18 protein-coding genes are annotated in these 21,019 nt (G+C 44.1%); 9 read left to right on the top strand and 9 right to left on the bottom strand.

The genetic code is table 11. From position 1 onward, the window contains the following. Window positions 1-8: 8 nt before the first annotated feature. On the top strand, window positions 9-1,034 hold the full coding sequence (locus EP13_RS09630; RefSeq protein ID WP_044058881.1) for a D-Ala-D-Ala carboxypeptidase family metallohydrolase: 1,026 nt from the start codon (window positions 9-11) through the stop codon (window positions 1,032-1,034). A gap of 23 nt (window positions 1,035-1,057) precedes the next feature. Here EP13_RS09630 and EP13_RS09625 read toward each other — a convergent pair whose 3' ends face one another. Beyond that, on the bottom strand, window positions 1,058-1,954 hold the full coding sequence (locus tag EP13_RS09625; RefSeq protein ID WP_044057105.1) for a LysR family transcriptional regulator: 897 nt from the start codon (window positions 1,952-1,954) through the stop codon (window positions 1,058-1,060). A 102-nt stretch (window positions 1,955-2,056) separates the two neighbouring features. Here EP13_RS09625 and EP13_RS09620 point away from each other — a divergent pair, with 102 nt between their 5' ends. The 3 genes from EP13_RS09620 to EP13_RS09610 all read left to right on the top strand — a co-directional run bounded on the left by EP13_RS09620 (window position 2,057) and on the right by EP13_RS09610 (window position 4,844). Further along, window positions 2,057-2,764 (top strand): CoA transferase subunit A, encoded by a 708-nt coding sequence (locus tag EP13_RS09620; protein WP_044057104.1) that lies wholly within the window; start codon window positions 2,057-2,059, stop codon window positions 2,762-2,764. Then, complete coding sequence (locus EP13_RS09615) at window positions 2,764-3,420, top strand: CoA transferase subunit B (protein WP_044057103.1); 657 nt, start codon at window positions 2,764-2,766, stop codon at window positions 3,418-3,420. Before EP13_RS09620 ends, EP13_RS09615 begins: the two co-directional genes overlap by 1 nt. Before the next feature lie 89 nt (window positions 3,421-3,509). Continuing rightward, entirely contained in the window at window positions 3,510-4,844 is a 1,335-nt protein-coding gene (locus tag EP13_RS09610) for a DEAD/DEAH box helicase (RefSeq protein ID WP_044057102.1), read from the top strand. A 25-nt stretch (window positions 4,845-4,869) separates the two neighbouring features. On the opposite strand, the gene EP13_RS09605 is transcribed toward EP13_RS09610, so the two are convergent. The 5 genes from EP13_RS09605 to EP13_RS09585 form a co-directional block, all read right to left on the bottom strand. Further along, window positions 4,870-7,224 (bottom strand): EAL domain-containing protein, encoded by a 2,355-nt coding sequence (locus EP13_RS09605; protein WP_052364352.1) that lies wholly within the window; start codon window positions 7,222-7,224, stop codon window positions 4,870-4,872. Window positions 7,225-7,442: 218 nt separating this feature from the next. Next, window positions 7,443-8,192 carry a 23S rRNA pseudouridine(2604) synthase RluF gene (gene rluF / locus EP13_RS09600; protein WP_044057101.1) on the bottom strand — a complete coding sequence of 250 codons (750 nt, stop codon included), beginning with the start codon at window positions 8,190-8,192 and terminating at the stop codon, window positions 7,443-7,445. A 102-nt stretch (window positions 8,193-8,294) separates the two neighbouring features. Continuing rightward, window positions 8,295-8,537, bottom strand: a complete 243-nt coding sequence (locus tag EP13_RS09595) for an EF-hand domain-containing protein (protein WP_044057100.1) — start codon at window positions 8,535-8,537, stop codon at window positions 8,295-8,297. A gap of 60 nt (window positions 8,538-8,597) precedes the next feature. Next, window positions 8,598-9,593: an oxygen-dependent tRNA uridine(34) hydroxylase TrhO gene (trhO, locus tag EP13_RS09590; protein ID WP_044057099.1), complete on the bottom strand. Its 996-nt coding sequence runs from the start codon at window positions 9,591-9,593 to the stop codon at window positions 8,598-8,600. An 85-nt stretch (window positions 9,594-9,678) separates the two neighbouring features. After that, a complete protein-coding gene (locus tag EP13_RS09585) occupies window positions 9,679-10,176 on the bottom strand; it encodes a VC2046/SO_2500 family protein (protein ID WP_044447373.1) in 498 nt (165 codons plus the stop codon). Between the two features lie 136 nt (window positions 10,177-10,312). Between EP13_RS09585 and EP13_RS09580 the strand changes: the two genes are divergently transcribed. The 4 genes from EP13_RS09580 to EP13_RS09565 all read left to right on the top strand — a co-directional run bounded on the left by EP13_RS09580 (window position 10,313) and on the right by EP13_RS09565 (window position 16,774). Continuing rightward, complete coding sequence (locus EP13_RS09580) at window positions 10,313-11,950, top strand: response regulator (RefSeq protein ID WP_044057098.1); 1,638 nt, start codon at window positions 10,313-10,315, stop codon at window positions 11,948-11,950. Between the two features lie 5 nt (window positions 11,951-11,955). Beyond that, the gene (locus tag EP13_RS09575) at window positions 11,956-12,249 is read left to right on the top strand and encodes a hypothetical protein (RefSeq protein WP_044057097.1); all 294 of its coding nucleotides are present in this window, start codon (window positions 11,956-11,958) and stop codon (window positions 12,247-12,249) included. Between the two features lie 387 nt (window positions 12,250-12,636). Continuing rightward, window positions 12,637-16,224, top strand: coding sequence for an ExeM/NucH family extracellular endonuclease (locus EP13_RS18905; RefSeq protein ID WP_052364351.1), 3,588 nt, complete (start codon window positions 12,637-12,639; stop codon window positions 16,222-16,224). A 25-nt stretch (window positions 16,225-16,249) separates the two neighbouring features. Next, complete coding sequence (locus EP13_RS09565; protein ID WP_044057096.1) at window positions 16,250-16,774, top strand: cohesin domain-containing protein; 525 nt, start codon at window positions 16,250-16,252, stop codon at window positions 16,772-16,774. A gap of 118 nt (window positions 16,775-16,892) precedes the next feature. Here the strand turns inward: EP13_RS09565 and EP13_RS09560 are convergent, their stop codons facing one another. Then, window positions 16,893-17,738, bottom strand: coding sequence for a DUF6279 family lipoprotein (locus EP13_RS09560; protein ID WP_044057095.1), 846 nt, complete (start codon window positions 17,736-17,738; stop codon window positions 16,893-16,895). A 187-nt stretch (window positions 17,739-17,925) separates the two neighbouring features. Between EP13_RS09560 and EP13_RS09555 the strand changes: the two genes are divergently transcribed. Continuing rightward, on the top strand, window positions 17,926-18,921 hold the full coding sequence (locus tag EP13_RS09555) for an ATP-dependent 6-phosphofructokinase (protein WP_044057094.1): 996 nt from the start codon (window positions 17,926-17,928) through the stop codon (window positions 18,919-18,921). A 79-nt stretch (window positions 18,922-19,000) separates the two neighbouring features. On the opposite strand, the gene EP13_RS09550 is transcribed toward EP13_RS09555, so the two are convergent. Together EP13_RS09550 and EP13_RS09545 are read right to left on the bottom strand one after the other, a co-directional pair. Next, complete coding sequence (locus tag EP13_RS09550; RefSeq protein ID WP_044057093.1) at window positions 19,001-19,828, bottom strand: LytR/AlgR family response regulator transcription factor; 828 nt, start codon at window positions 19,826-19,828, stop codon at window positions 19,001-19,003. Between the two features lie 2 nt (window positions 19,829-19,830). Continuing rightward, window positions 19,831-20,904, bottom strand: a complete 1,074-nt coding sequence (locus EP13_RS09545) for a sensor histidine kinase (protein ID WP_044057092.1) — start codon at window positions 20,902-20,904, stop codon at window positions 19,831-19,833. Window positions 20,905-21,019 lie beyond the last annotated feature (115 nt).

The following is a 21,019-nucleotide window of genomic DNA, read 5'->3' as shown; positions in this document are numbered from 1 at the left end:
AGGTGACTATGAAAACAATCACGCTGGTAACATTATGGGTGTTATCTAGCGTGACCATGATGAGTGCTTGCCAAGCACACAATATGCAAACTAAGGCCGCGCTGCAAAAGGTGCCACCTCATGAGCCCGTAATTATTGATAACCAAGACGCCCTCGTAGATGCGGAATTTAGCCTTAAAATTAATAACGTTGTTGTACCTTACAATGTGTTTTCGTTGTTTGTACTTCCTGAGGAAGTGACAGAATTAGAGATTATTTATCCTCAGCCCGACAAACGCTATGAACTTTACGAAAATGGTGCGAAAGTTCAAAAGTCTGAAGATCTCACTTGGCATTGGAGAGCGGCAGATGAACCCGGTGAGCAGCAGTTAACCATTAAAAGCCAAGACGGCGATGTCAGCATGACATTGAATGTGTTTGTCATGATCCCCGCCGAAGAAGTACAAGGCGGCCGCTTGAAGTATTACCATATTGGTCCCTACCCTGATGAAAGTGAAGTCACAGACAAAAACATGTACGTAGAGCCTAATGGTTTTATTGAGGTCACGAAGGCAAATCAGGAAAAACGATTGTCACCGCATTTTAAGTTGAAAGAATTTACCAGCAAGCAGCGTTCTGGTTATCCAAAATTCGTGTATCTTCGAGCGCCTTTATTGCTGAAGCTTGAAATGCTTAGGCGTGAAATGAACATGAACGATATTCCGGTTCAGAACATGGTTATTATGAGTGGGTATCGTACGCCTCAGTACAATCGAGCGATTGGCAATGTAAAGTTCAGTCGCCACGTCTATGGTGATGCAGCAGATATTTTCGTTGATAATGATGGCAATTATCGTATGGATGACTTAAACAATGATGGTGCTGTTAACATAGGTGATGCTGATGTTATGGCCAGTGTGATTGCCGAACTTAATAAACGCAGTGAATATAAGGGGCTGATTGGCGGCTTGGGCATTTACGGGCCAAAACCTCATCGCGGCCCGTTTATTCACATTGATACGCGCGGGCTCAAAGCGAGATGGAGAAAACCGTAAACGCCATCGCCCAGCCCTTACCCTTACTCTGCGTTTTCACCGTAATGCATTGCCACTTGGGTCCAAAGGCGTTGCGCGGCTACCGACAAATCGCCGTGAGATTTTGCAATCATACCTACCGATTTTACCAAGGGTTGCGTACTTAGCTTTATAGTTCGCAACCCAATATTCTCCATATGGTTTTTACATAAATTAGGCATGACGGCGATGCCCAATTCCTGTTTAATCAAATTACCCAACGTGGCCAATTGACCTGTTTCAGCCACAATAGTTGGTTCGCCAAAAAGAGCAAGATGTTGTTCGGTCCAATGTCTTACCGCCGAGCCTCTATTCATCATGACGAAGGGATAATCGAGACATTGGTGCCAAGATATCTGCTTTGCTGTATTTAATGGGTGATTGGCACTTAGCACTAACAAAAACTCATCGTCGAACAATGGACTAAATTTAAGCCCTTCGGTTCTCACCGGTTCAAAAGTAAACCCCAGTTCAGCGCGGCCTTGAGAGACTTCTCGAATCACTTGCTCCATAACCACATCCAAAATGCGTAGATTAATATTCGGCGCAATGGCGTGGTATTGCGCTAATAACAGAGGCAAGTGACTCTCAGCAAAAGACGGCATGGCGGCAAGCGTTAACTGTCCTTTTGCCATGGCAAAGAGGTTTTGAATGTCAGAGAAGGTTTCCTCCCAGTCCCGCATGATTCTTATGGCATTAGGAAGGAGCGCTTCGCCTTCTTTGGTTAATTCCACCCGTCGTGTGCTGCGCGTGAATAGTCGCCCACCTAACTGGCCTTCCAGTTTTTGGATAGATGACGACAACGCAGGCTGAGTGATATGAAGCTTGGTGGCCGCGTCTGCAAACGTAGCGGATTGCGCCACGTGGATAAACGCTTTTAACTGGCGATATGAAACGTTCATGATTAATAAATATAAGTTATCAATGAGACATTAAATTCAATTTTACATACTTAATAACATTGATGATACTTTTTATTAACGTAAACAGGTGGGGAATATTCAATGTCGGGTTTCGACAAAGTGGTTTCAGATTATTCGGCAGCAATGTCAGGGCTAGAAAGCGGGATGACCGTTATTGCGGGCGGCTTTGGTTTATGTGGTATTCCAGAGGGGTTAATTGCTCAAATAAAGGCAAGTGGTGTCAATCAGCTTACTGTTGTTTCAAATAATTGTGGGGTTGATGGGTTTGGTCTTGGTGTGCTCTTAGAGGACAAGCAGATTAGGAAAATGGTGTCGTCGTACGTGGGTGAAAACGCCCTCTTTGAAAAGCAGCTGCTCAACGGTGAATTAGAGGTTGAGTTGACGCCGCAGGGCACTTTGGCCGAAAAAATGCGCGCAGGCGGAGCGGGGATCCCGGCGTTTTATACCGCTACCGGGTACGGAACCCCCGTGGGTGAAGGTAAAGAAGTAAAAGAATTCAACGGCAAACCCTATATCCTTGAAGAAGCCATTACTGGTGATTTTGCCATTGTAAAAGCATGGAAAGCAGACAGGTTTGGCAATTGCGTGTATCGACATACCGCTCAAAACTTTAACCCTATGGCTGCCACGGCCGGTAGCATTACCGTGGTGGAAGCTGAAGAAATTGTAGAACCCGGCGAACTGTCACCCAGTGAAATTCATACACCAGGCATCTATGTGAACCGCGTTATTAAAGGTGAATTTGAAAAGCGTATAGAGCGACGGGTTGTTGCGAAGGAGAATAACTAATGGCGTTAACGAGAGATCAAATAGCAATGCGCGTGGCACAAGAATTCAAGGATGGTGACTATGTCAATTTAGGGATTGGCATCCCTACTCTTGCAGCGAACTTTGTTCCTGATGATATTAATGTCATGCTGCAATCGGAAAACGGGTTGCTTGGCATGGGACGTTACCCAAAAGAAGATGAAGTCGACGCAGACATGATAAATGCGGGGAAAGAAACGGTTACCGCCATTACCGGCGCGTCTATTTTCAATTCAGCTGAAAGTTTCGCCATGATTAGAGGCGGACACGTTGACTTTACCGTATTAGGAGCATTCGAGGTGGATGTGAATGGAAACATAGCTTCATGGATGATCCCTGGCAAGCTAGTTAAAGGCATGGGAGGGGCTATGGACTTAGTCGCGGGGGCAAAAAATATCATTGTCACCATGACTCATACTGATAAACATGGCAATTCAAAGCTACTTTCCGAATGCACTCTCCCCCTTACCGGTGTAAATTGCATTACTCGCATTATTACCGATTTGGCGGTGCTGGAAGTGGCAGAGGGTGCCTTTGTGTTAAAAGAAACTGCACCTGGTGTGACGGTTGATGAGATTCAACAGAAAACACAGGGTAAATTGGTGGTGCCTGACGACGTTAACGTCATGGTCGTTTAACCATTTAATGAAAGCACGCACTCGCCGTGCTTTCATAATATACCGCTTTAAGAGATAATAGGCCTTACGATTGTTTATGAGGCCCTACCTTGCTAGTTACCGACTTACCTGTTCATCACAAAATTATTGCCAAGCTTGAAAATAAGAATATTGCTGAGTTAACTGAAATACAGGAGAAAACCATTCTACCTGCGCTTCAGGGCAAGGATATTATTGCTTCATCGAAGACGGGGTCGGGAAAAACCTTTGCGTTTTTAGTGCCAGCAATAAACCGGTTGATGTCGCAAAAAGCACTGAGTCGACAAGATCCTCGCGCCCTCATTCTCGCGCCAACCCGTGAACTGGCCAAACAAGTATTTATTGAAGCAAAAACACTGTGTTCAGGTCTTAACCTTAGTTGTTCACTCATCGTTGGTGGTGAAAATTATAACGATCAAGTAAAAGCGCTTAGACGCAACCCCCATGTTATTGTAGGTACGGCTGGCAGGATTGCTGACCATTTAAGTGACAAAAGCATGTTTCTTAACGGCTTAGAGTTACTTATTTTTGATGAAGCTGACCGTATGCTTGACTTAGGTTTTGCACCACAATTATCAATGATAAATGGGTTTGCTAACCACAGAAAACGTCAAACCATGATGTTTTCTGCCACCCTAGATAACGTTGAATTGAACCACATGACGACTAAACTCACACGCTCTGCCGTACGCGTCAGTGTGGGTGATGCAACGGCTGAGCATGGTGATATTGAACAAGCCTGTTTCTTCGCTGATAATATTGAGCACAAAGATAACTTATTGCGCCATGAACTAAGCCATCGAACTTTCAATCAAGCTATTGTTTTTACTGCCACCCGAGAAGATACCGACAGGTTAACGGCGTTGCTCAACCAAGATAATCTTGAAGCCATTTCATTGCGGGGCGATTTACCGCAGAACAAACGCGCGGCAATTATGAGTGAGTTTACCCGCGGCCAATATTCAATTTTAGTCACAACAGACTTAGCGTCTCGTGGCTTAGACTTGTCAAAAGTTGGCTTGGTTGTGAATTTTGACTTGCCCAAAAATGCTGATGAATATATCCACCGTATTGGTCGTACAGGTCGCGCAGGCCAAAAAGGTGAAGCCTTTTCACTGGTCGGCCCAAGAGATTGGAAAAGTTTTGAAGCGCTTAAATCGCACCTACAGTATGCATTAGCTTGTGACAACCACAGTGAATTACCAGCACGTTTTTCTGGCTTTAAAGTAAATAAACCGTCTGCCGACAAGGCTAAAAAGTCGAAAAATAACCGCAGTAGCGACGGTCAATCAACACATCAAAAAATTAAGAAACGTGTTGATACTATGGAAGGTAAAGACATTGGTATGGCACCTATCAAGCGAAGACCTAGAGCCATTGAATCCGACGATAATGATGACGAATAATCAGTTATAACGGCTGGAATTTACGTTAGGGGGTAGCGGTTTGCCTGTGTTGTGCAATCAGCAGCCCCTCAAACGACTCTGCATCTACCGGTCTTGAATACAAATAACCTTGACCAAAATCGCATCCCATCTGGCTCAATATATAGTGTTGCTCTTTGGTTTCTATCCCCTCAGCCACCACGCTAATTCCCAACTTTTTCGCCATCACAATGATGGCTTCACAGAGCACCTTATCATTACTCACTTCTGTCATGGAGTTGACAAAGCTGCGATCTATTTTAATTAAGTCAGTTGGGTACTTTTTAAGGTAGGAAATGGAAGAATAGCCCGTACCGAAATCATCAAGGGCAATATCGATACCCGCTTGTCTAAATTGAAATAGCTTTTCGGATATTCTATCGTCTCCTTCCATCAATAGGTTTTCAGTTATCTCAAGCACAATAGCATTGGCGGGCGTGTTGGTATCGAGCAAGTATTGCAGCCAGTGAGTAATACAGGTGTCTGAGTCGGCATATTGTTTAGGCGACGTATTTACGCTTATCTGTAGGAATTGACCAAAATGTCGGCGCCACCGTTTTACTTTTGTACATACCTGGGCAAATACCCAATTGCTGATTTCACTAATAAGCCCAAACTCTTCAGCAATGCCAATAAATTCATCGGGGGCTATACGCCCCCTAGACGGATGATGCCAACGAATTAGCGCTTCTGCTTTTACAATCGATTTGGTTTGAATATCGACAATGGGTTGATATTCAATGAACAGCTGCCCTTCATCTATGGCAGTTCTTAAGTCGGACAGTAACCCCATTCGCTTTAACGCTTGGTCTCTTAACGCCTTCGTATAATAGTGGTAGCTATTTTTCCGGGCAGCCTTAGCGCTATACATGGCCTGGTCTGCATTCTTTAGCAAGTTAACAATGTCTCTTGCATCATCCGGGAAAACCGTTACCCCAATACTTGCCGAAGAATGCACTTTATGTTCTTGCAACTCAAAGGGAAGCGACATCGCTTGTAATATATTCTGAGCCACTTTCTCCAGTTCAATGAAGTTGGTGACGTCGTTAATGATGAGCACAAATTCGTCGCCACCTAATCGGGAGACGGTATCTTTGCTACTCACACAAGACTCTATTCGTTTCGCCCCTTCAATTAATAAAAGGTCGCCTACGCTGTGGCCTAGTGTGTCATTAATATCTTTGAAATTATCGAGATCGAGTAACAACACTGCCACTTTACTTTGTTTACGTGATGCAATGCTTATTGCCTGTTTTAACTGCTCTTCCATGAGCTTTCTGTTCGGCAAATTTGTCAACACGTCATAATTGGCTTGCCGCCAAATGATTTGGTTTGCGCGTTCACGCTCAATGGCGATACTGGCGAGGTGGGCGAATTCTTCTATTCGGATGAGTTCGTCTTTTGATGGTGTTGCAGCATGTTCATGATAAATGGCGAAAGTGCCTAAAACGGCGCCATCAGCACCCCGGATAGGCTCAGACCAACAGGCGCCTAATTTGGCTTGCTGAGCATGCGCTTTCCATGCTGTCCAATAAGGGTGCACATTAATATCTTCTACAACTGTGCGGGCATTGGTAAAAGCGGCGGTACCACAAGAGCCCTGACCTACACCAATTTCAACCCCGTCGATGATATCGTTATAGAATGCTGGCAAAGAAGGCGCCGCCCCCATGCGAAGCCTATTATCTTCTAGTAAGAGTACACTGCAGTATTGGTTGAGATACTCTTCTTCAATAGACTCCACTATATGCTTAAGTACACTGGGTAGAGATTCGCAATTCACTACTTTTTCTAAAATGACGCTACGCACGCGGGTAAGTTTCTGATTTTCTTCTAACGCGGTTTGTTTTTCAGAGAGCTGTGCGGTTAACCAGGTTAATTCTTCGCGATTTAATTCACTTTCAACGAGACGGCATAAGTCATTTAATTGGCCTTCTTCTTGTGGACTAAATGTTCTAGGTTTGGAGTCAAAGACGCAAAGCGCACCAATTCTATGTCCATTAACCACAATGGGCGTACCAGCATAAAAGCGTATGTGGGGGGCATTGATAACAAAAGGGTTACCTTTAAACGTTTCTGATAGATGGGTATCGGGCACAATTAATGTTGACGCATGGTTTATCGTATGCGCACAAAATGCAGTTTCTCGCGTTGTTTGCTCGAGTGAAAGGTTAACGAGAGATTTGAACCACTGACGTTTTTCGTCAATAAAAGAAATTGACGCAAATTCACACTGAAACAACTGAGCAGCTAAACGTGCGATTCGGTCAAATCGTTCTTCGTGTTGGGTATCAAGGATATTAAGACATTGCAACGTTTTTACGCGGGCTTTGTCATTTTCTGGGATTACGGGTTCTTTCAAGCGAGGCCATTCCTGTTGACGTTTTCATCAATCTACCCCTATCATCGTGCAAATGACGAATTCATACCGGTAGGAAGCAACCATGAGTATAGGCGAAATATTCAAGTCTGCGTACACACTGAGTAGAAAAAATTTATTTGCTGACAGTATCTTAAAGTATAAAAAACCGTTTGAAAAAACAATAAGAAAAACGAAAGGACTGGCCTAAATCATTGGCTCTACTTGGTCGCTGCTGCGATTTTAGAGGACATTTTCACCGCATTATTAAGGGTGCTTAATTCCCGATCCGTTAAATTCCGCCATTGCCCTGGTTTTAAGTTATTGAGCTCTAAGTGCATTATCCGTGTACGTTTTAGCTTAGTCACTTCATACCCTAAAAATTCGCACATACGACGAATCTGACGGTTAAGCCCTTGTGTGAGGATAATAGTGAAAGAAAACTTGCCTCTGGCTTTAACCACACAGGGTTTGGTGACTGTACCTAAAATGGGCACGCCTCGCGACATGCGCTGGATGAAACGTTGGCTAATTGGCTGATTAACGGTCACTTCATACTCTTTGTCGTGGGCATTTTCGGCGCGTAAAATTTTATTGACGATATCGCCGTCGCTGGTCAGTATAATTAGACCCTCAGAAGGTTTGTCTAATCGTCCAACCGGAAATATGCGCTGTTTGTGATTAATAGCATCAATAATATTGCCTTTTACATGGCGCTCTGTGGTGCAGGTAATACCGATGGGCTTATTGTAAACGATGTATACCCTGTCTGATTTATCTTTTGCGACTGCCTTAACAAGTTTGCCATCTACCCTCACCTCGTCTTTAGGCCCAATTTTAGTGCCTAATTCTGGTGGCTTGTTATTGACTGTTACCCGCTTTTGTTCAATTAACTTATCGGCTTCTCGTCGCGAACATAACCCAGTGTCACTGATGTATTTATTTAGCCTCTTTTCTGTTTGCTCGCTCATGATATAAACCTTTATGTAACGGTGTAATTTTTGCTGAATAACTGGCATAAAAAAACGAGCTAATAGCTCGCTTTTTAAATCTTTACGATGGCGAATGGGAACTTAGTATTCCCACCAACATTCTTGCCACCACTCTAAGAACTCTTCAAAATCGATAAAACCATCGTTGTTTTCATCAATAAGTTTGAAGCCTTCTTCTACATGGCTCGCTTTTGTTTTTGGTGAAATGACCGTCAGTAATTCAATAAACTCAGTTAAGTCTATTTGGCCGTTACCATCGCGATCAAAAAAGCTAAAATCTTTTTTTATCTCTTCAATTTTTTCGTCTGAAAGTTGGGCGTCCACTCGCTTTCCCTTTTAGCTACAACATTTAAGGGAGAGTGTAACGCCCTTCTCTTTCAGTGTCTACGCTTGATTTTCTTTCGCTTTTAACGCGCGTTCGCGTTGTTGCTGCGCTTTTTCTTGGCGCTTCTGTTCCATGGTCAAGCGTGCTTCGGTGCCAACGTGTTCTTGCTGACGTTGCTTCGCCAGTTGCACCTGCTTTTCGCGCTCTCTGAACCGCGCAAGCTGGTCTTCGGTGTGGGTGCCATAGCAGTGTGGACAACTAACACCCGCTTCATACTTATCACTTTGCTTATCTTCAGCAGTAATCGGTAAGCGGCATGCATAACACTGTTCATAATGACTTTTTTCCAGATCGTGGTTAACCGCAACGCGATTATCAAACACGAAACAATCCCCTTCCCAAAGTGACTCTTCTTTTGGCACATCTTCTAAGTACTGGAGGATGCCGCCTTCTAAATGATAGACCTCTTCAAAACCTTGTTCTTTAAGGTAAGCGGTGGATTTTTCACAGCGTATACCTCCAGTACAAAACATGGCGACTTTTTTGTTTTTCTCAGGGTCTAGGGCTTTTTCCACGTACTCAGGAAACTCTCTGAACGTTTCCGTTTTCGGGTCGATGGCATTTTTAAATGTGCCAATTTCGATTTCGTAGTTGTTGCGCGTATCAATAACGGTAACGTCTGGGTCGCTTATTAACGCATTCCAATCTTTTGGCTTAACGTAGGTGCCTACCGTTCTTCGGGGGTCTATACCTTCAACACCCATTGTGACGATTTCTTTTTTCAGTTTTACCTTGGTGCGATAAAACGGTTGTTCGTCATGTAACGACTCTTTGGTAGAAATAGCGTTGATGCGAGCATCATTGTTGAGGTAGTCAAGTAAGGCATCAATGCCTTCTCTACTGCCGGACACAGTACCATTAATGCCTTCTTCGGCAAGTAACAAAGTACCTTTAATTCCGTTAGATTCCATAGCCTCTAAAAGAGGCTGGCGCATAGCTTCGTAATTTTCAAGCGCAACGAATTTATACATCGCGCAAACAATATATTTAGACATGGTGTTCACCTTTGCTAGTTGGAACGTAAAACCAGTGCAAAAAATGCGGCGCGGAGTGTAACAAATGGCCAGGACGATTGCCAGTTTAAGCAGCAACAGCCTGTTTGGCGTTGAGAATAACCTCTTCCATAAGTGTGTTGTCTTCGTACAGGGTCGAACTGTATTGCTTGGAAAGTCGCTTTTGCGCCCCTAAGGGACAGTTATTAACAATGTCGTCGCTTATTTTCTGCGCATTATCAACCTGTGCCAGTGGCATGGGGTGCATGGCCAGGTGTAGCCGTGCGTCTGCAAACTGGTGTTGACTAAATGCCTGGTTCACGCGATTCAAGGTTTCCCAATGCAAATCGTCTGCTGACAAGGCCGGGTGGCGGTAAAAATTTAGCGAGCGAAGTTGTGTTTCAACGTCAGGCGTAGACGCAGTGGGGCTCTCAATGCCAATAGTATCTGCCAGTGCTGTCTGTTGCATCGCCAAATACAGCGAAAACAATCGCGCATTTTTGGTTGCGTTTGACAATTTCCCGTTAAGTTCAAACCCACTACTGGGATCGATGGAAACAGTGGCTTGGTCTATAGAGTGATTCACAAATCGCCGTTAATCATTTGATTACATACGTACGTTGTCGGCAAGATAATGTTTTTCTTAAGCTTATTCTTGCTCTAATGGTTATTTTAATTAATCATGTAGTTATGCGTATTGTACTTATTTACTCGGACACGAAATGAACTTTGCTAATAAGCAAGTGCTTATTGTTGAGGATCAGCGCCCCTTTTTATTGCTCCTTCGCGGTTTAATGCATTCTATGGGTGCCACGGATATCGTGACCAAGTCTTCTGCTGAAAAGGCCATTTCAATTTGCCGTAAGCAAAAATTTGATGTGGTAGTGTCAGATCTACACTTAGGTAGTGACCGGAAAAACGGCTTTGAGTTTGTAGAAGAGTTAAGGGTAAGACGGTTAATCAAGCCTACAACGGTGTTCATTTTAATTAGTGCTGATAGTGCGAGGCCTGTAGTACTGGGGTCTATAGAACGCCGTCCAGATGATTACCTTATTAAGCCTTTTTCTCAGGTTCAGTTAAAATCCCGTATTTCTAGGGCGTGGTCTAAGCGCCAATATTTAGGTGATGTTTACCGTGAAATTGCCAATGATAATTTAAATACGGCGGTAGATATATGCGAAGACTTACTCGCCAGCCCCTCTCCTTACAGAGGCAGTTGCGAACAACTCTTAGTTGAACTGTACTGGCAACTTGAACAGCCAGACAAGGCACTTGATGTACTCACGCCCTACTTAGATGGCAAGCCCATTATGTGGGTGCAGGTAGCGTTGGGGAAAACCTATGTTCACTTGCAGCAATACGATAAAGCGATGGACATGGCTGAACAGGTTCTAAAGCGAAATCGCTTCAGTGCGGAAGCACAAGACATTTTGGCACAGGCCAGTGATGCCAAGCAGCAAGGTGAATTAGCTATAAGCGCCATACGGCAAGCGATTAAGCTATCTCCTTTTTCACTACCTCGCCATTTTCACGCGTGTGAAATTGCTCGTAATCACGACGATTACCTATTAGCTGCTGAATCGAGTTTCGCCATTTGGGATTTGTCCAAGCGAACGGTACATTACGACTGTCTTCATTGGTGCGGTTACATTAGAAGTTTATTGGATGTTGCAGAATATACCGATGATAAGCGAACTCGAAATAAGTACCAACAAGAAGCATTGTTAGCGCTACAACGTGGCAAGTTTGATGAATACCTCCATCGCCTAGATGAAGATTTTGATGTGGAAATTTTTGGCCGAATCATGAATGCTCGGGTGAACGCGATTGACGGCAAGATGTTAGATGCCAAGAAACACTTAGTGCGATCGCAATGGGCAATTGAAGAGAAGTACCAAACTCCGCCTATCGCTTTCATTCCTGATAGCATTAAAGTTATGTATGACTTAGGTGAATTTGAAGATGCGTTAAAACTGCAGGAAGTATTAAAAAACAGTGAAGGCAATCTTGACCCTAATAGCCGTTTTTTACTTTCTAAAGAGCAACACAACTCAAAACAAAACTTTGCTAATTATCAACAGTTTAATCGCGAAGGCATAAAGTACTATCAACAAGGTAAATACGAGCAAGCAAAAGCAGCGTTTGCCCTTGCTCAAGGGTTTGCGCCGGTGAATACCGGGGTCACCCTAAACCTACTGCAATGCTTACTACAATTACTTTTAAAATCCGACAAGCCTTCTCGCGAAATGATGTTAGAGTGCAGAAAGCTTTTCAAATTAATAGATGATATGCCTTTAAAGCAACAACATGCTGAAAAGTATCAGACACTAAGGCAGGAACTAGACCAGATTATAGGGTGAACATAATGAAAACAGGTATATCACTACATGCTACAGTTTCTGTCTTTTTACTTAGCGGTTGTAGTCAAACGCAGCCTTGCGAAGATATTGTAGAAGTTAACCGACAATTACACGTTTGTGAAACCCTCGCCAGAACAATGGATGATAACCGATACCCTCAACAAGCCATAACAGCCAGAAAGCGTTATCAAGCAGAGTGTGAAGATTTTCGATTTTATCGTGACGATTACGACACTATTTGTAAGGGGTCAAACGTTGCCATTGGAAAAAATGACAAGGAAACGTCAAGTAAAAAATAGCCTGTTCACCGCTCGTGCCAATGTCAGTGATGTCGATGGGTATTCGTTGTTGAATTTTTCATGATATTTTTGTGACATCTGTCAGTTTTCCTTACATAATTAGATTCATCATTTTTGTAAGGCAAGTACCCTATCATCACTAATGGCAAGTCACCCCACGCCCTATTCTCCTCATATTCGCCTCCTATCGACCGTCTAATTTTTTTACACCAATATAAGAATAAATTAGCCAAAATTACATTAACTCACTATTATTCAACGTGTTACGTTAAAGCTGAGGTGCTTTGTCCATGTAACCAAACTGTCATTCGGTACAGGTAATGTTTTGTTTCTTTTTTATTCAGCATAACTGCAGCTTTATGCTTCCGATGGAACAAAGGAACAATAATGAAACCTCTCGCTTCAGCAAAGGTAGCCGGCGCCATTGCCAGTGCCCTTATCTCAAGTTCAGCTTTCGCGACTTCGGTGTTTATCAATGAGTTTCACTACGACAACGACGGTGGTGATGTTGACGAATTTATCGAAATAGTTGCACCAGAAGGCACTGATTTAACCGACTATTCAGTGGTACTTTACAACGGAAATAATGGTGCCGCTTACCTGACAGAGACCCTGTCGGGCACCGTAGCATCCCTTGGTGATGGAATGGGAAGTTACGTTATCAACCTGCCTACCAACGGTATTCAAAATGGAGCACCCGACGGATTAGCGCTAGTTGATAGCAACGGTCAACTGATCCAGTTTTTGAGCTACGAAGGCAGTTTTACCGCTGTAGGTGGTGCAGCAGACGGTATAACGAGCGTAGACATTGGTATTGAAGAAACCGCAAGTACGGAAATAGGTATGTCTTTGCAACTGACTGGAGAAGGTAGCGAATACGACGATTTTACATGGCACGCGAATAACCAAACACCGGGCGCGGCTAATCAAGGGCAAACATTCAACTTTACCGTTACTCCGTTTATAAATGAAATTCATTACGATAACGACGGTGGAGACATTAACGAGTTGGTTGAAATAGCTGGGTCTGCCAATACTGATTTATCTGGTTACACGTTAGTTTTCTATAACGGTAATGGCGGAAGCGATTACGCGACCGAGTCGCTCTCTGGTGTTATTCCTAATCTCAACGATAGCGGCTTTGGCGTTCTTGCCTTTGAAAAGTCGGGTATTCAAAATGGCAGTCCAGATGGCATTGCATTGGTCGGCCCTGATGGCACTGTGATCCAATTTTTAAGCTATGAAGGTGAATTAACCGCCACGAGCGGCGCTGCAAATGGCTTAACCAGTATTGATATTGGCGTAAGTGAGACCACCTCAACGGAAGTTGGCCTGTCTTTACAACTTGGTGGTGAAGGAAGGCAATACAGTGACTTCACTTGGAATGCCCCTGCCAGTGCAACGGCGGGTGCCGTAAACCTCACCCAAGTATTTGGCACTTCTAGTGATACTGATGACGGTGATAGTGGCAGTGACGACGATGGAAACGACGCACCGGGCATCATTGCAGAAGGCATGTTTATTAACGAGTTTCATTACGACAACGACGGTGGCGATGAGAACGAGTTTGTTGAAATAGCGGGGCCAGCGGGCGCCGATTTAAGCACTGTCTCGCTGGTTTTGTATAACGGCAATGGCGGCACTAGCTACAAAACAGTGACCTTTACAGGCACTCTCCCAGATGAAGGAAATGGGTATGGTACTGCAGCCATGCTTGTTTCAGGTATTCAAAATGGTGCACCAGACGGTTTAGCGCTTGTTGTTGACGGCGATGTTGTTGAGTTTCTAAGCTACGAAGGGGTTATGACTGCCACCAATGGCCCAGCGTCTGGCTTAACCAGTACTGACATTTTGGTGAGTGAAACGGGAACTGCATTATCAACACAGTCATTGCAGCGTGTGGGTGAAGGCAATCAACGTTGTTCATTTACCTTTGCCGGCCCAGCTGACGCAAGTATGGGGTCGATAAATGCTGGGCAACTATTCACACAGGAAGATGATGCACAGTGTAGCGACATTGACGATGGTAGCGATGACAACCAAGACGACCTCGTTATCGGCCTTTGTGGCGATAGCGCCACCTTGATAAGTGACGTTCAAGGCGACAGTTTTGTCACACCACTAAATGGACAACGCGTGGTTATAGAAGCTGCTGTAACTGCGGTACTCGACGGCGGTAGTTTCTTTGTTCAAGAAGAACCGTCTAACCAAGACAGCAATCCACTCACTTCTGAAGGTATTGCCGTCTATGCCCCTGATGTCAGCGTAAGTACTGGGCAAATCGTGAGGTTACTCGGTACCGCTGAGGAGTATTATGAGCAAACTCAACTCTCCGATATTGAAGCTAATTTAGCGTGTGGAAGTAACACCACGCTTGCGACATCAATGTGGCTCCCTGTGGAAAATGCATTGGCGTTTGAAGCCTTAGAAGGCATGTTAATTAGCAATTCGCAAACCTTGTACGTGACTCAAAATTACAATTATGGTGAATTTGGCGAACTTGGGGTGGCACCTTCTCGGTTATATCAGCCTACACAGATAGCGTTGCCAGGCAGTGATGAAGCATTCGCGTTAGCAAGCGCAAACGCATTATCACAAATGCTTATTGACGACACAGGTTCAGGCGATGCGGTTAGTGCCTATTATGTACCTGACGATGGCTTCACTGCTGACAATAGCGCGCGAAGTGGTATGCAAGTGAGTAACATCGAAGGGGTATTGGGCTATGCCTTTAATTGGTATCGTGTTTATCAAACTAAGTCGCCAACGACAGTAAACACAAATCCTCGTGAAGCTGCTCCCGCCATTTCCGCGAAGGATTTGACCATTGCAGGGTTCAATGTACTTAATTTGTTTAATGGTGACGGTAATGGCGGCGATTTTCCTACTGCTCGTGGCGCCACCACGGCTGACGAATACGCCCGTCAATTAGACAAGATTGTCAGCGCACTCGTTGTCATCAACGCCGATATATTAGGTTTGATGGAAATAGAAAATGATGGGTTTGGTAGCGACAGCGCAATTGCTCAACTTGTTGATGCACTAAATAGCGCTATGGGTGAAGGTACCTATGCCTACATTGATGCGTCTTCTGTGGCCAATAATAATGGTGCCGTTGGTACAGACGAAATCGTTGTGGGAATTTTATATAAACCTGCAACAGTAAGTGTGAATCAAGCGCCCAGAGTATTGTACTCAAGTAATAGCCCAAGCGATGATGAGGGTGTGCTGTTCGTCGATACAAAAAACCGCCCTTCTCTAGCTCAGCAATTTATTCACCTGGCCTCGGGCGAAACGTTTGTGGTCAATGTTAACCATTTTAAGTCGAAAGGTTCGTCCTGCGGCACCGGGGATGATGACTATGAGACAGGTCAAGGTAACTGTAACAAAACCCGTACACGGGCGGCAACCGCCGTGGCCACGTGGTTAGAAGCTGAATATCCAGACACCCCGGTCATCTTGCTGGGTGACTTAAATAGCTACGCGAAAGAAGACCCTATTACCGTGTTAAATGATTATGGTTATTCAGATGCCGCTGCAACTGTGATTGGTGAATTGGCCTATAGCTACACCTTTGATGGTCAACTTGGCACGTTGGACTATTTAATGACCAATGCCCTTGCCTCTGAATGGCTGTTTGATGCCACTGAGTGGCACATTAATGCTGATGAGCCCGCCGTTTTAGACTACAACACTGAAGACAATGGCGATCTATTCACAAATTCTCTGCTATATCGTGCCTCTGATCACGACCCCGTGATCGCGACCTTCACTATGCCTAGCGAAACAATGGCCGGCGATTGGGATAGCGACGGTGATATCGACATGATTGATTTACAACGTTTATCTATGGCCATCGCGACCAACCAAAACATGGATGACAGTTTTGATTTAAATAATGACGGGCTCATTAATATCTTTGACGTCATGATGCTGCGAAACATGTGCACAAATATGGGCTGCGCAACAAATTAACTAGCTTTTAAATGGAGTAAAAAAGATGAAAACACTATTCGCTATACTGGCCCTACTATGGACCGTAAATGCTCATTCAGCTCAAATTTCAGTTTCTGTGAACGAAACCACAATAAATGTGGGCGATGAGGTGGTACTTTCGTTCAGTGGTATATTTGACTTTACTGATGATTTTCAAGGTTACCAACTTTCGTTGCCTTATGATGCAAATGCCTTTTCCTTCGATATCAACAACGCTTCCAGTCAATTTGATGTGGCTGGGTTTACGTCAAACTCAGATAATGGCACGAGCTTAAGCAGCCTTGGGCTATCATTCACAGGCGCGTTAACCGGCACCGTTAACATTTTCACTCTTTCATTGAATGCACTGCAGAGCGGCGTGTTTAGTTTCGACACCAGCGGTCTGCTATTGTCTGATGGGAGTGGTAATATAATAGTCCCAACATCGTCTACGTCTGCCACGTTGACGGTGGCAGAAGTCTCTGAGCCTGCTATGGTTGTTCTTATCTTAATGGGGGCAGCATTCGTCGTGCGCCGCAGGGTGAAATAAAGTCACTAAGCTGTTTACATTAATCACGCCCCTTAGGCCTTGGCAAACCTCACGGTTTTGCTCTGGAATAAGGGGCGTTTCTTGTTACGTTTTGTACGTATTCAGTATACACCAACAGCTATTCCATAAAGCCTTCGATATCCTCAATAACGTCTTCAATATTGCCAATAAACACGCGCTTTTGCTTGTCACTTAATGTGGTGGCCAATTCACTGACCATTGCCGCCATAACCTCAGTATTATGTGCTCTAGCGTTGATGTACATTGGGCTGCGGTAGGTATCTGGGTTTTGAATAAGAGTGATGAGCTGTTGCTCGAAATCTTTATTGATATGTCGTGTGGCGATAATGCGCCTTGCCGCATTAGTCATCGTTTCGCGGTAGTTAATCCATTCATCTCTGGTTGATAGATATTGTTCGCTATAGGTGGCAATAATTTGTTCTTGGGTATCAGTAAGGCGGCCAATTTGCTCTTCCACACTCTCTAATAGTTGCGCTTTACGCTTTTGCTTTTTTTCTTTTTCTGACAGCGACAAATAGTCTTGGCGCTTTTCAATCTCTTCGCGGTTTTCTTTTTCGATTTGAGCAAATAATGTAATAACCTGCTCATCACTTAACGTTTTCGCAATAGCAGCCACATCTGGGCTAACCTTGTCCCTAGCGCGGGTCCAGTGCGCACGGGCGTGCAATAAATGGGCAAGAATGCGTTCGGAAGTTAGACGGTTAGTGAGTACGTCTTGTTTAATTTCTTCAAGCTGGGCTTTGTATTTCGATAACTCCGTGTTTTTGTGCCATTGACGCCACGTGTTTAGATATTCATCAAACACTGTTTTTTGTTCATCTGTTAACTCAACGTAATCATCGAGATACCAATATATCCACCAATCTACATTGTTATAAGCAATTTTAGATGAGCATGCGGTTAAGCTTGTTATGAAAACCAGTAAACATACAAATTTTTTCATGGGCATCCTTGAACAGTCTACATTAGGCCATGTGATACGTATTACCGTTAAATGGGTATTACATTAAGTGGCCTAATTTTAAGCTCACTTTTTACTAAGGTATTCACTTTCGCAAGTCATTACGCTTTAGTGATACCGATATAGGGGTTATATTAAGGGAAATCACGTAACAAAAAAGGGAGAACTTGTGTCAAAACGTGTAGCAGTTTTAACGTCCGGCGGCGATGCCCCTGGGATGAACGCGTGCATTCGCGCGATAGTCATTGCATGTGAGCACCTTGGTTATGCCCTTATTGGATACCAGCACGGTTACAATGGATTGATTAACCAAGAGTATGAATCCCTTTCACTGAATGCTACCCACAATTTAATACAACAAGGGGGTACTATCTTGCACAGCGCTCGCTGTGAAGCTTTTAAATCGGTTCAGGGCGCAAAAGATGCGGCTAGAAACCTAAATACTTTAGGTATTGATACCCTGATTGTTATTGGGGGTGACGGCTCTTTTCGGGGCGCAGAACATTTATCCCAATACTGGCCCGGCCAAATTCTCGGAATTCCCGGTACTATTGATAATGATGTGGCGGGTTGTGACGCTACTGTGGGATATTACACAGCTATCGATACCGCCGTATCTTCCATAGATAAAGTACGAGATACCGCCGATGCTTTCGAACGCATATTTTTAGTAGAAGTCATGGGCAGGCATGCGGGCTTTTTAGCCTTAAATGCGGCGTTAGCGTCGGCTGCGGACTACGTAATTGTGCCTGAGTTATTCGAGAGCGAAGACGCTGAGCTGAAAAGTATTGCGGCTCAAATTGAAGCCAGACGTCAGCTGAAGGGACCGGTGAGTTTTATTGTGGTGGTGGCTGAAAATGTCTGGCCTGGTGGCTTAAGTACACTTGCGGAACGTTTATCATCACAAATGCAGTCGGAAGTTCGCCCAGTCACCCTAGGACACGTTCAGCGTGGTGGTTCGCCCGTTAGCCAAGATAGGTTACTTGCGACTAAATTAGGCACCCATGCTGTGGCCCTGGTTGAAACAGATAAGAATAAAGTGATGGTAGGTGAAGTGAACCACAAGCCCGTTGAAGTCCCCCTTAAGGCAACGTGGGAAAACAATAAGCCCCTTGATGATTGCAGCTTAAGTACTATGCGAATTACCATGAATAATAGGTACTGAGCCCCATTACTCAGCCACAAAATAAAAAACGCCCACTTTGTGTGGGCGTTTTTTGTGCGTATTCGCCAGAGGTTCGCTACTACATTTTCATGGCGGCTTTGACTTTGTCTCTATGGCTTCTTGACACCTTGAGCTCGGTGTCGTTTTGTAAAATTAAGTGGTATTCGCCGCTGATGTGACTCACCAATTTTTTCACGAAACGAATATTAGCAATGGCAGAACGGTGCACCCTAACAAACCATTGCGGGTTTAACTCTTGCTCAAGTTCTTTCATGGTTTTACGCATAATGTGCATACCGTCTAATGCGTGTACACACATGTAATCACCGGCAGCATCTATCCACTGAATATCCTGTACATTAACCCGGGTGACTTCTGAGCCGTCTTTAATGGCTAACACGTCAGGGTAAGGATTTGTTTCCACCGCTTCACCATTAGCCAGTTTACGTAGAATTTCTTCACAGTCGTCACCGGTCAATTCGGCCACTAAGCTAACCAGTTTTTTAGACTGTTCATCTTGATGGGCCGTGGTAAGGTAGTCACGCACTTTATCGAGAGCCGACTTAAGTCTTTCATCGTCGGCCGGTTTCAATAGATAATCCAGAGCATGAACATCAAACGCCTTAATAGCGTAACTATCGTAGGCGGTAACAAAGACAATCACAGGAATGGGTTGGTTCAATTCACGCAACTTGTGAATAACCTGAAAACCATTCAACCCAGGCATTTGAATATCTAAAAACACCAAATCTGGGCGCAATTGGGAGATGGTACTTACGGCTTCAAGGCCATTTTGACATTCTGCGATAACTTCTACATCGTCGTGGCGCTCTAATCGAGCTCGCAGGCCGCGCCGTGCAAGTGGCTCATCATCTACCACCAGAGTTTTAATTATTTGCTTGCTCATGCTCATACATCCTTTACTTCATAAGGAATACGCAGTCTAACCCGCACTCCTGAAGGCTGATTATGTTCTATAGAAAATGCAAAGTTTCGTTGGTAAAGCGACTGCAGACGCTCTTTGATGTTAACCAGACCTACGCCATTCTCACGGCTTAACTGGCCATTTTTAATATCAGCTCCAGGGCCGTTATCAGCCACATCAAGTAGCAAATCATTACCAAAAGTTCGGGCAGTAATGGCTATTTGACCGCCGTTTTCCATTTTAGATATGGCGTGTTTTATTGCATTTTCAATAATGGGTTGCAAAATCATGCTGGGCACTAACGCATTATCGCAATGCTCATCAATATCCCACACCACTTCTAGTCTGTCATCAAACCTGACTTTTTCTATTTCAAGGTAAAGCCTTAACGCCTTAATCTCTTGCCCTAAAGGAACCCGTTTAATTGGATCATTATCTAACGAATAGCGAAGAAAGTCGCTTAAGCGAGAGACCATGGCTTCAGCGGTGTCGTTTTCTTTCAACAAAATAAGCGTAGAGATAGCATTAAGCGTGTTAAATAGAAAATGTGGATTTAATTGATAACGCAGCATTTTAATGTGCGCTTGATGCGCCATAGTACTTGCCTTCAACGCATTTTGCTTTTCTTTTTGTAGCATTTGGAAGTTTTTAATGCCGAAATACACACCACTCCAACACCCCACCATAATGAGAGAGTTAATGGTATTGGTGAAATACATATACCACTCGTCGGGACGGTAACCGTGTTTATATATCTCCCAGTAATTGACGTTTTTAACCACGGCCCATAAAAGTGCAATGAGGTAACACGATGCAATCACAATGATGATCATGTTTAAAGGAGATTGTTTTCGAGCCCAGCGATAAATGTATCTTAATGGAATGGTAAGCAACCACCCTGCATAGGCGTTAAGCAAAATGATAAATACCCAAATAGGGCGAACGTCATGAAGAAACGAACCTATATAATAAATAATAGCGAAGCCTGCCCACCCTGCACTGTGCAGCGTCCAAAACAAGCGTTCATTACTTTCAATAACGCGCTGAAAGCGACTCACATAAATACCAATTTAATAAATAATAAAGAGATTATACGCAAGCCGCGGGTTAACCGTAGCGGCTTGGTCGTATGCCATAGGCGACTTATCGCAGGAAAGAAAGTCATGAGATTTT

This window comes from Alteromonas australica, from assembly GCF_000730385.1.
Taxonomy (GTDB): domain Bacteria; phylum Pseudomonadota; class Gammaproteobacteria; order Enterobacterales; family Alteromonadaceae; genus Alteromonas; species Alteromonas australica.
Note: the sequence above shows the minus strand (reverse complement) of the source record. Positions and strands in the feature narration are given on the sequence as shown.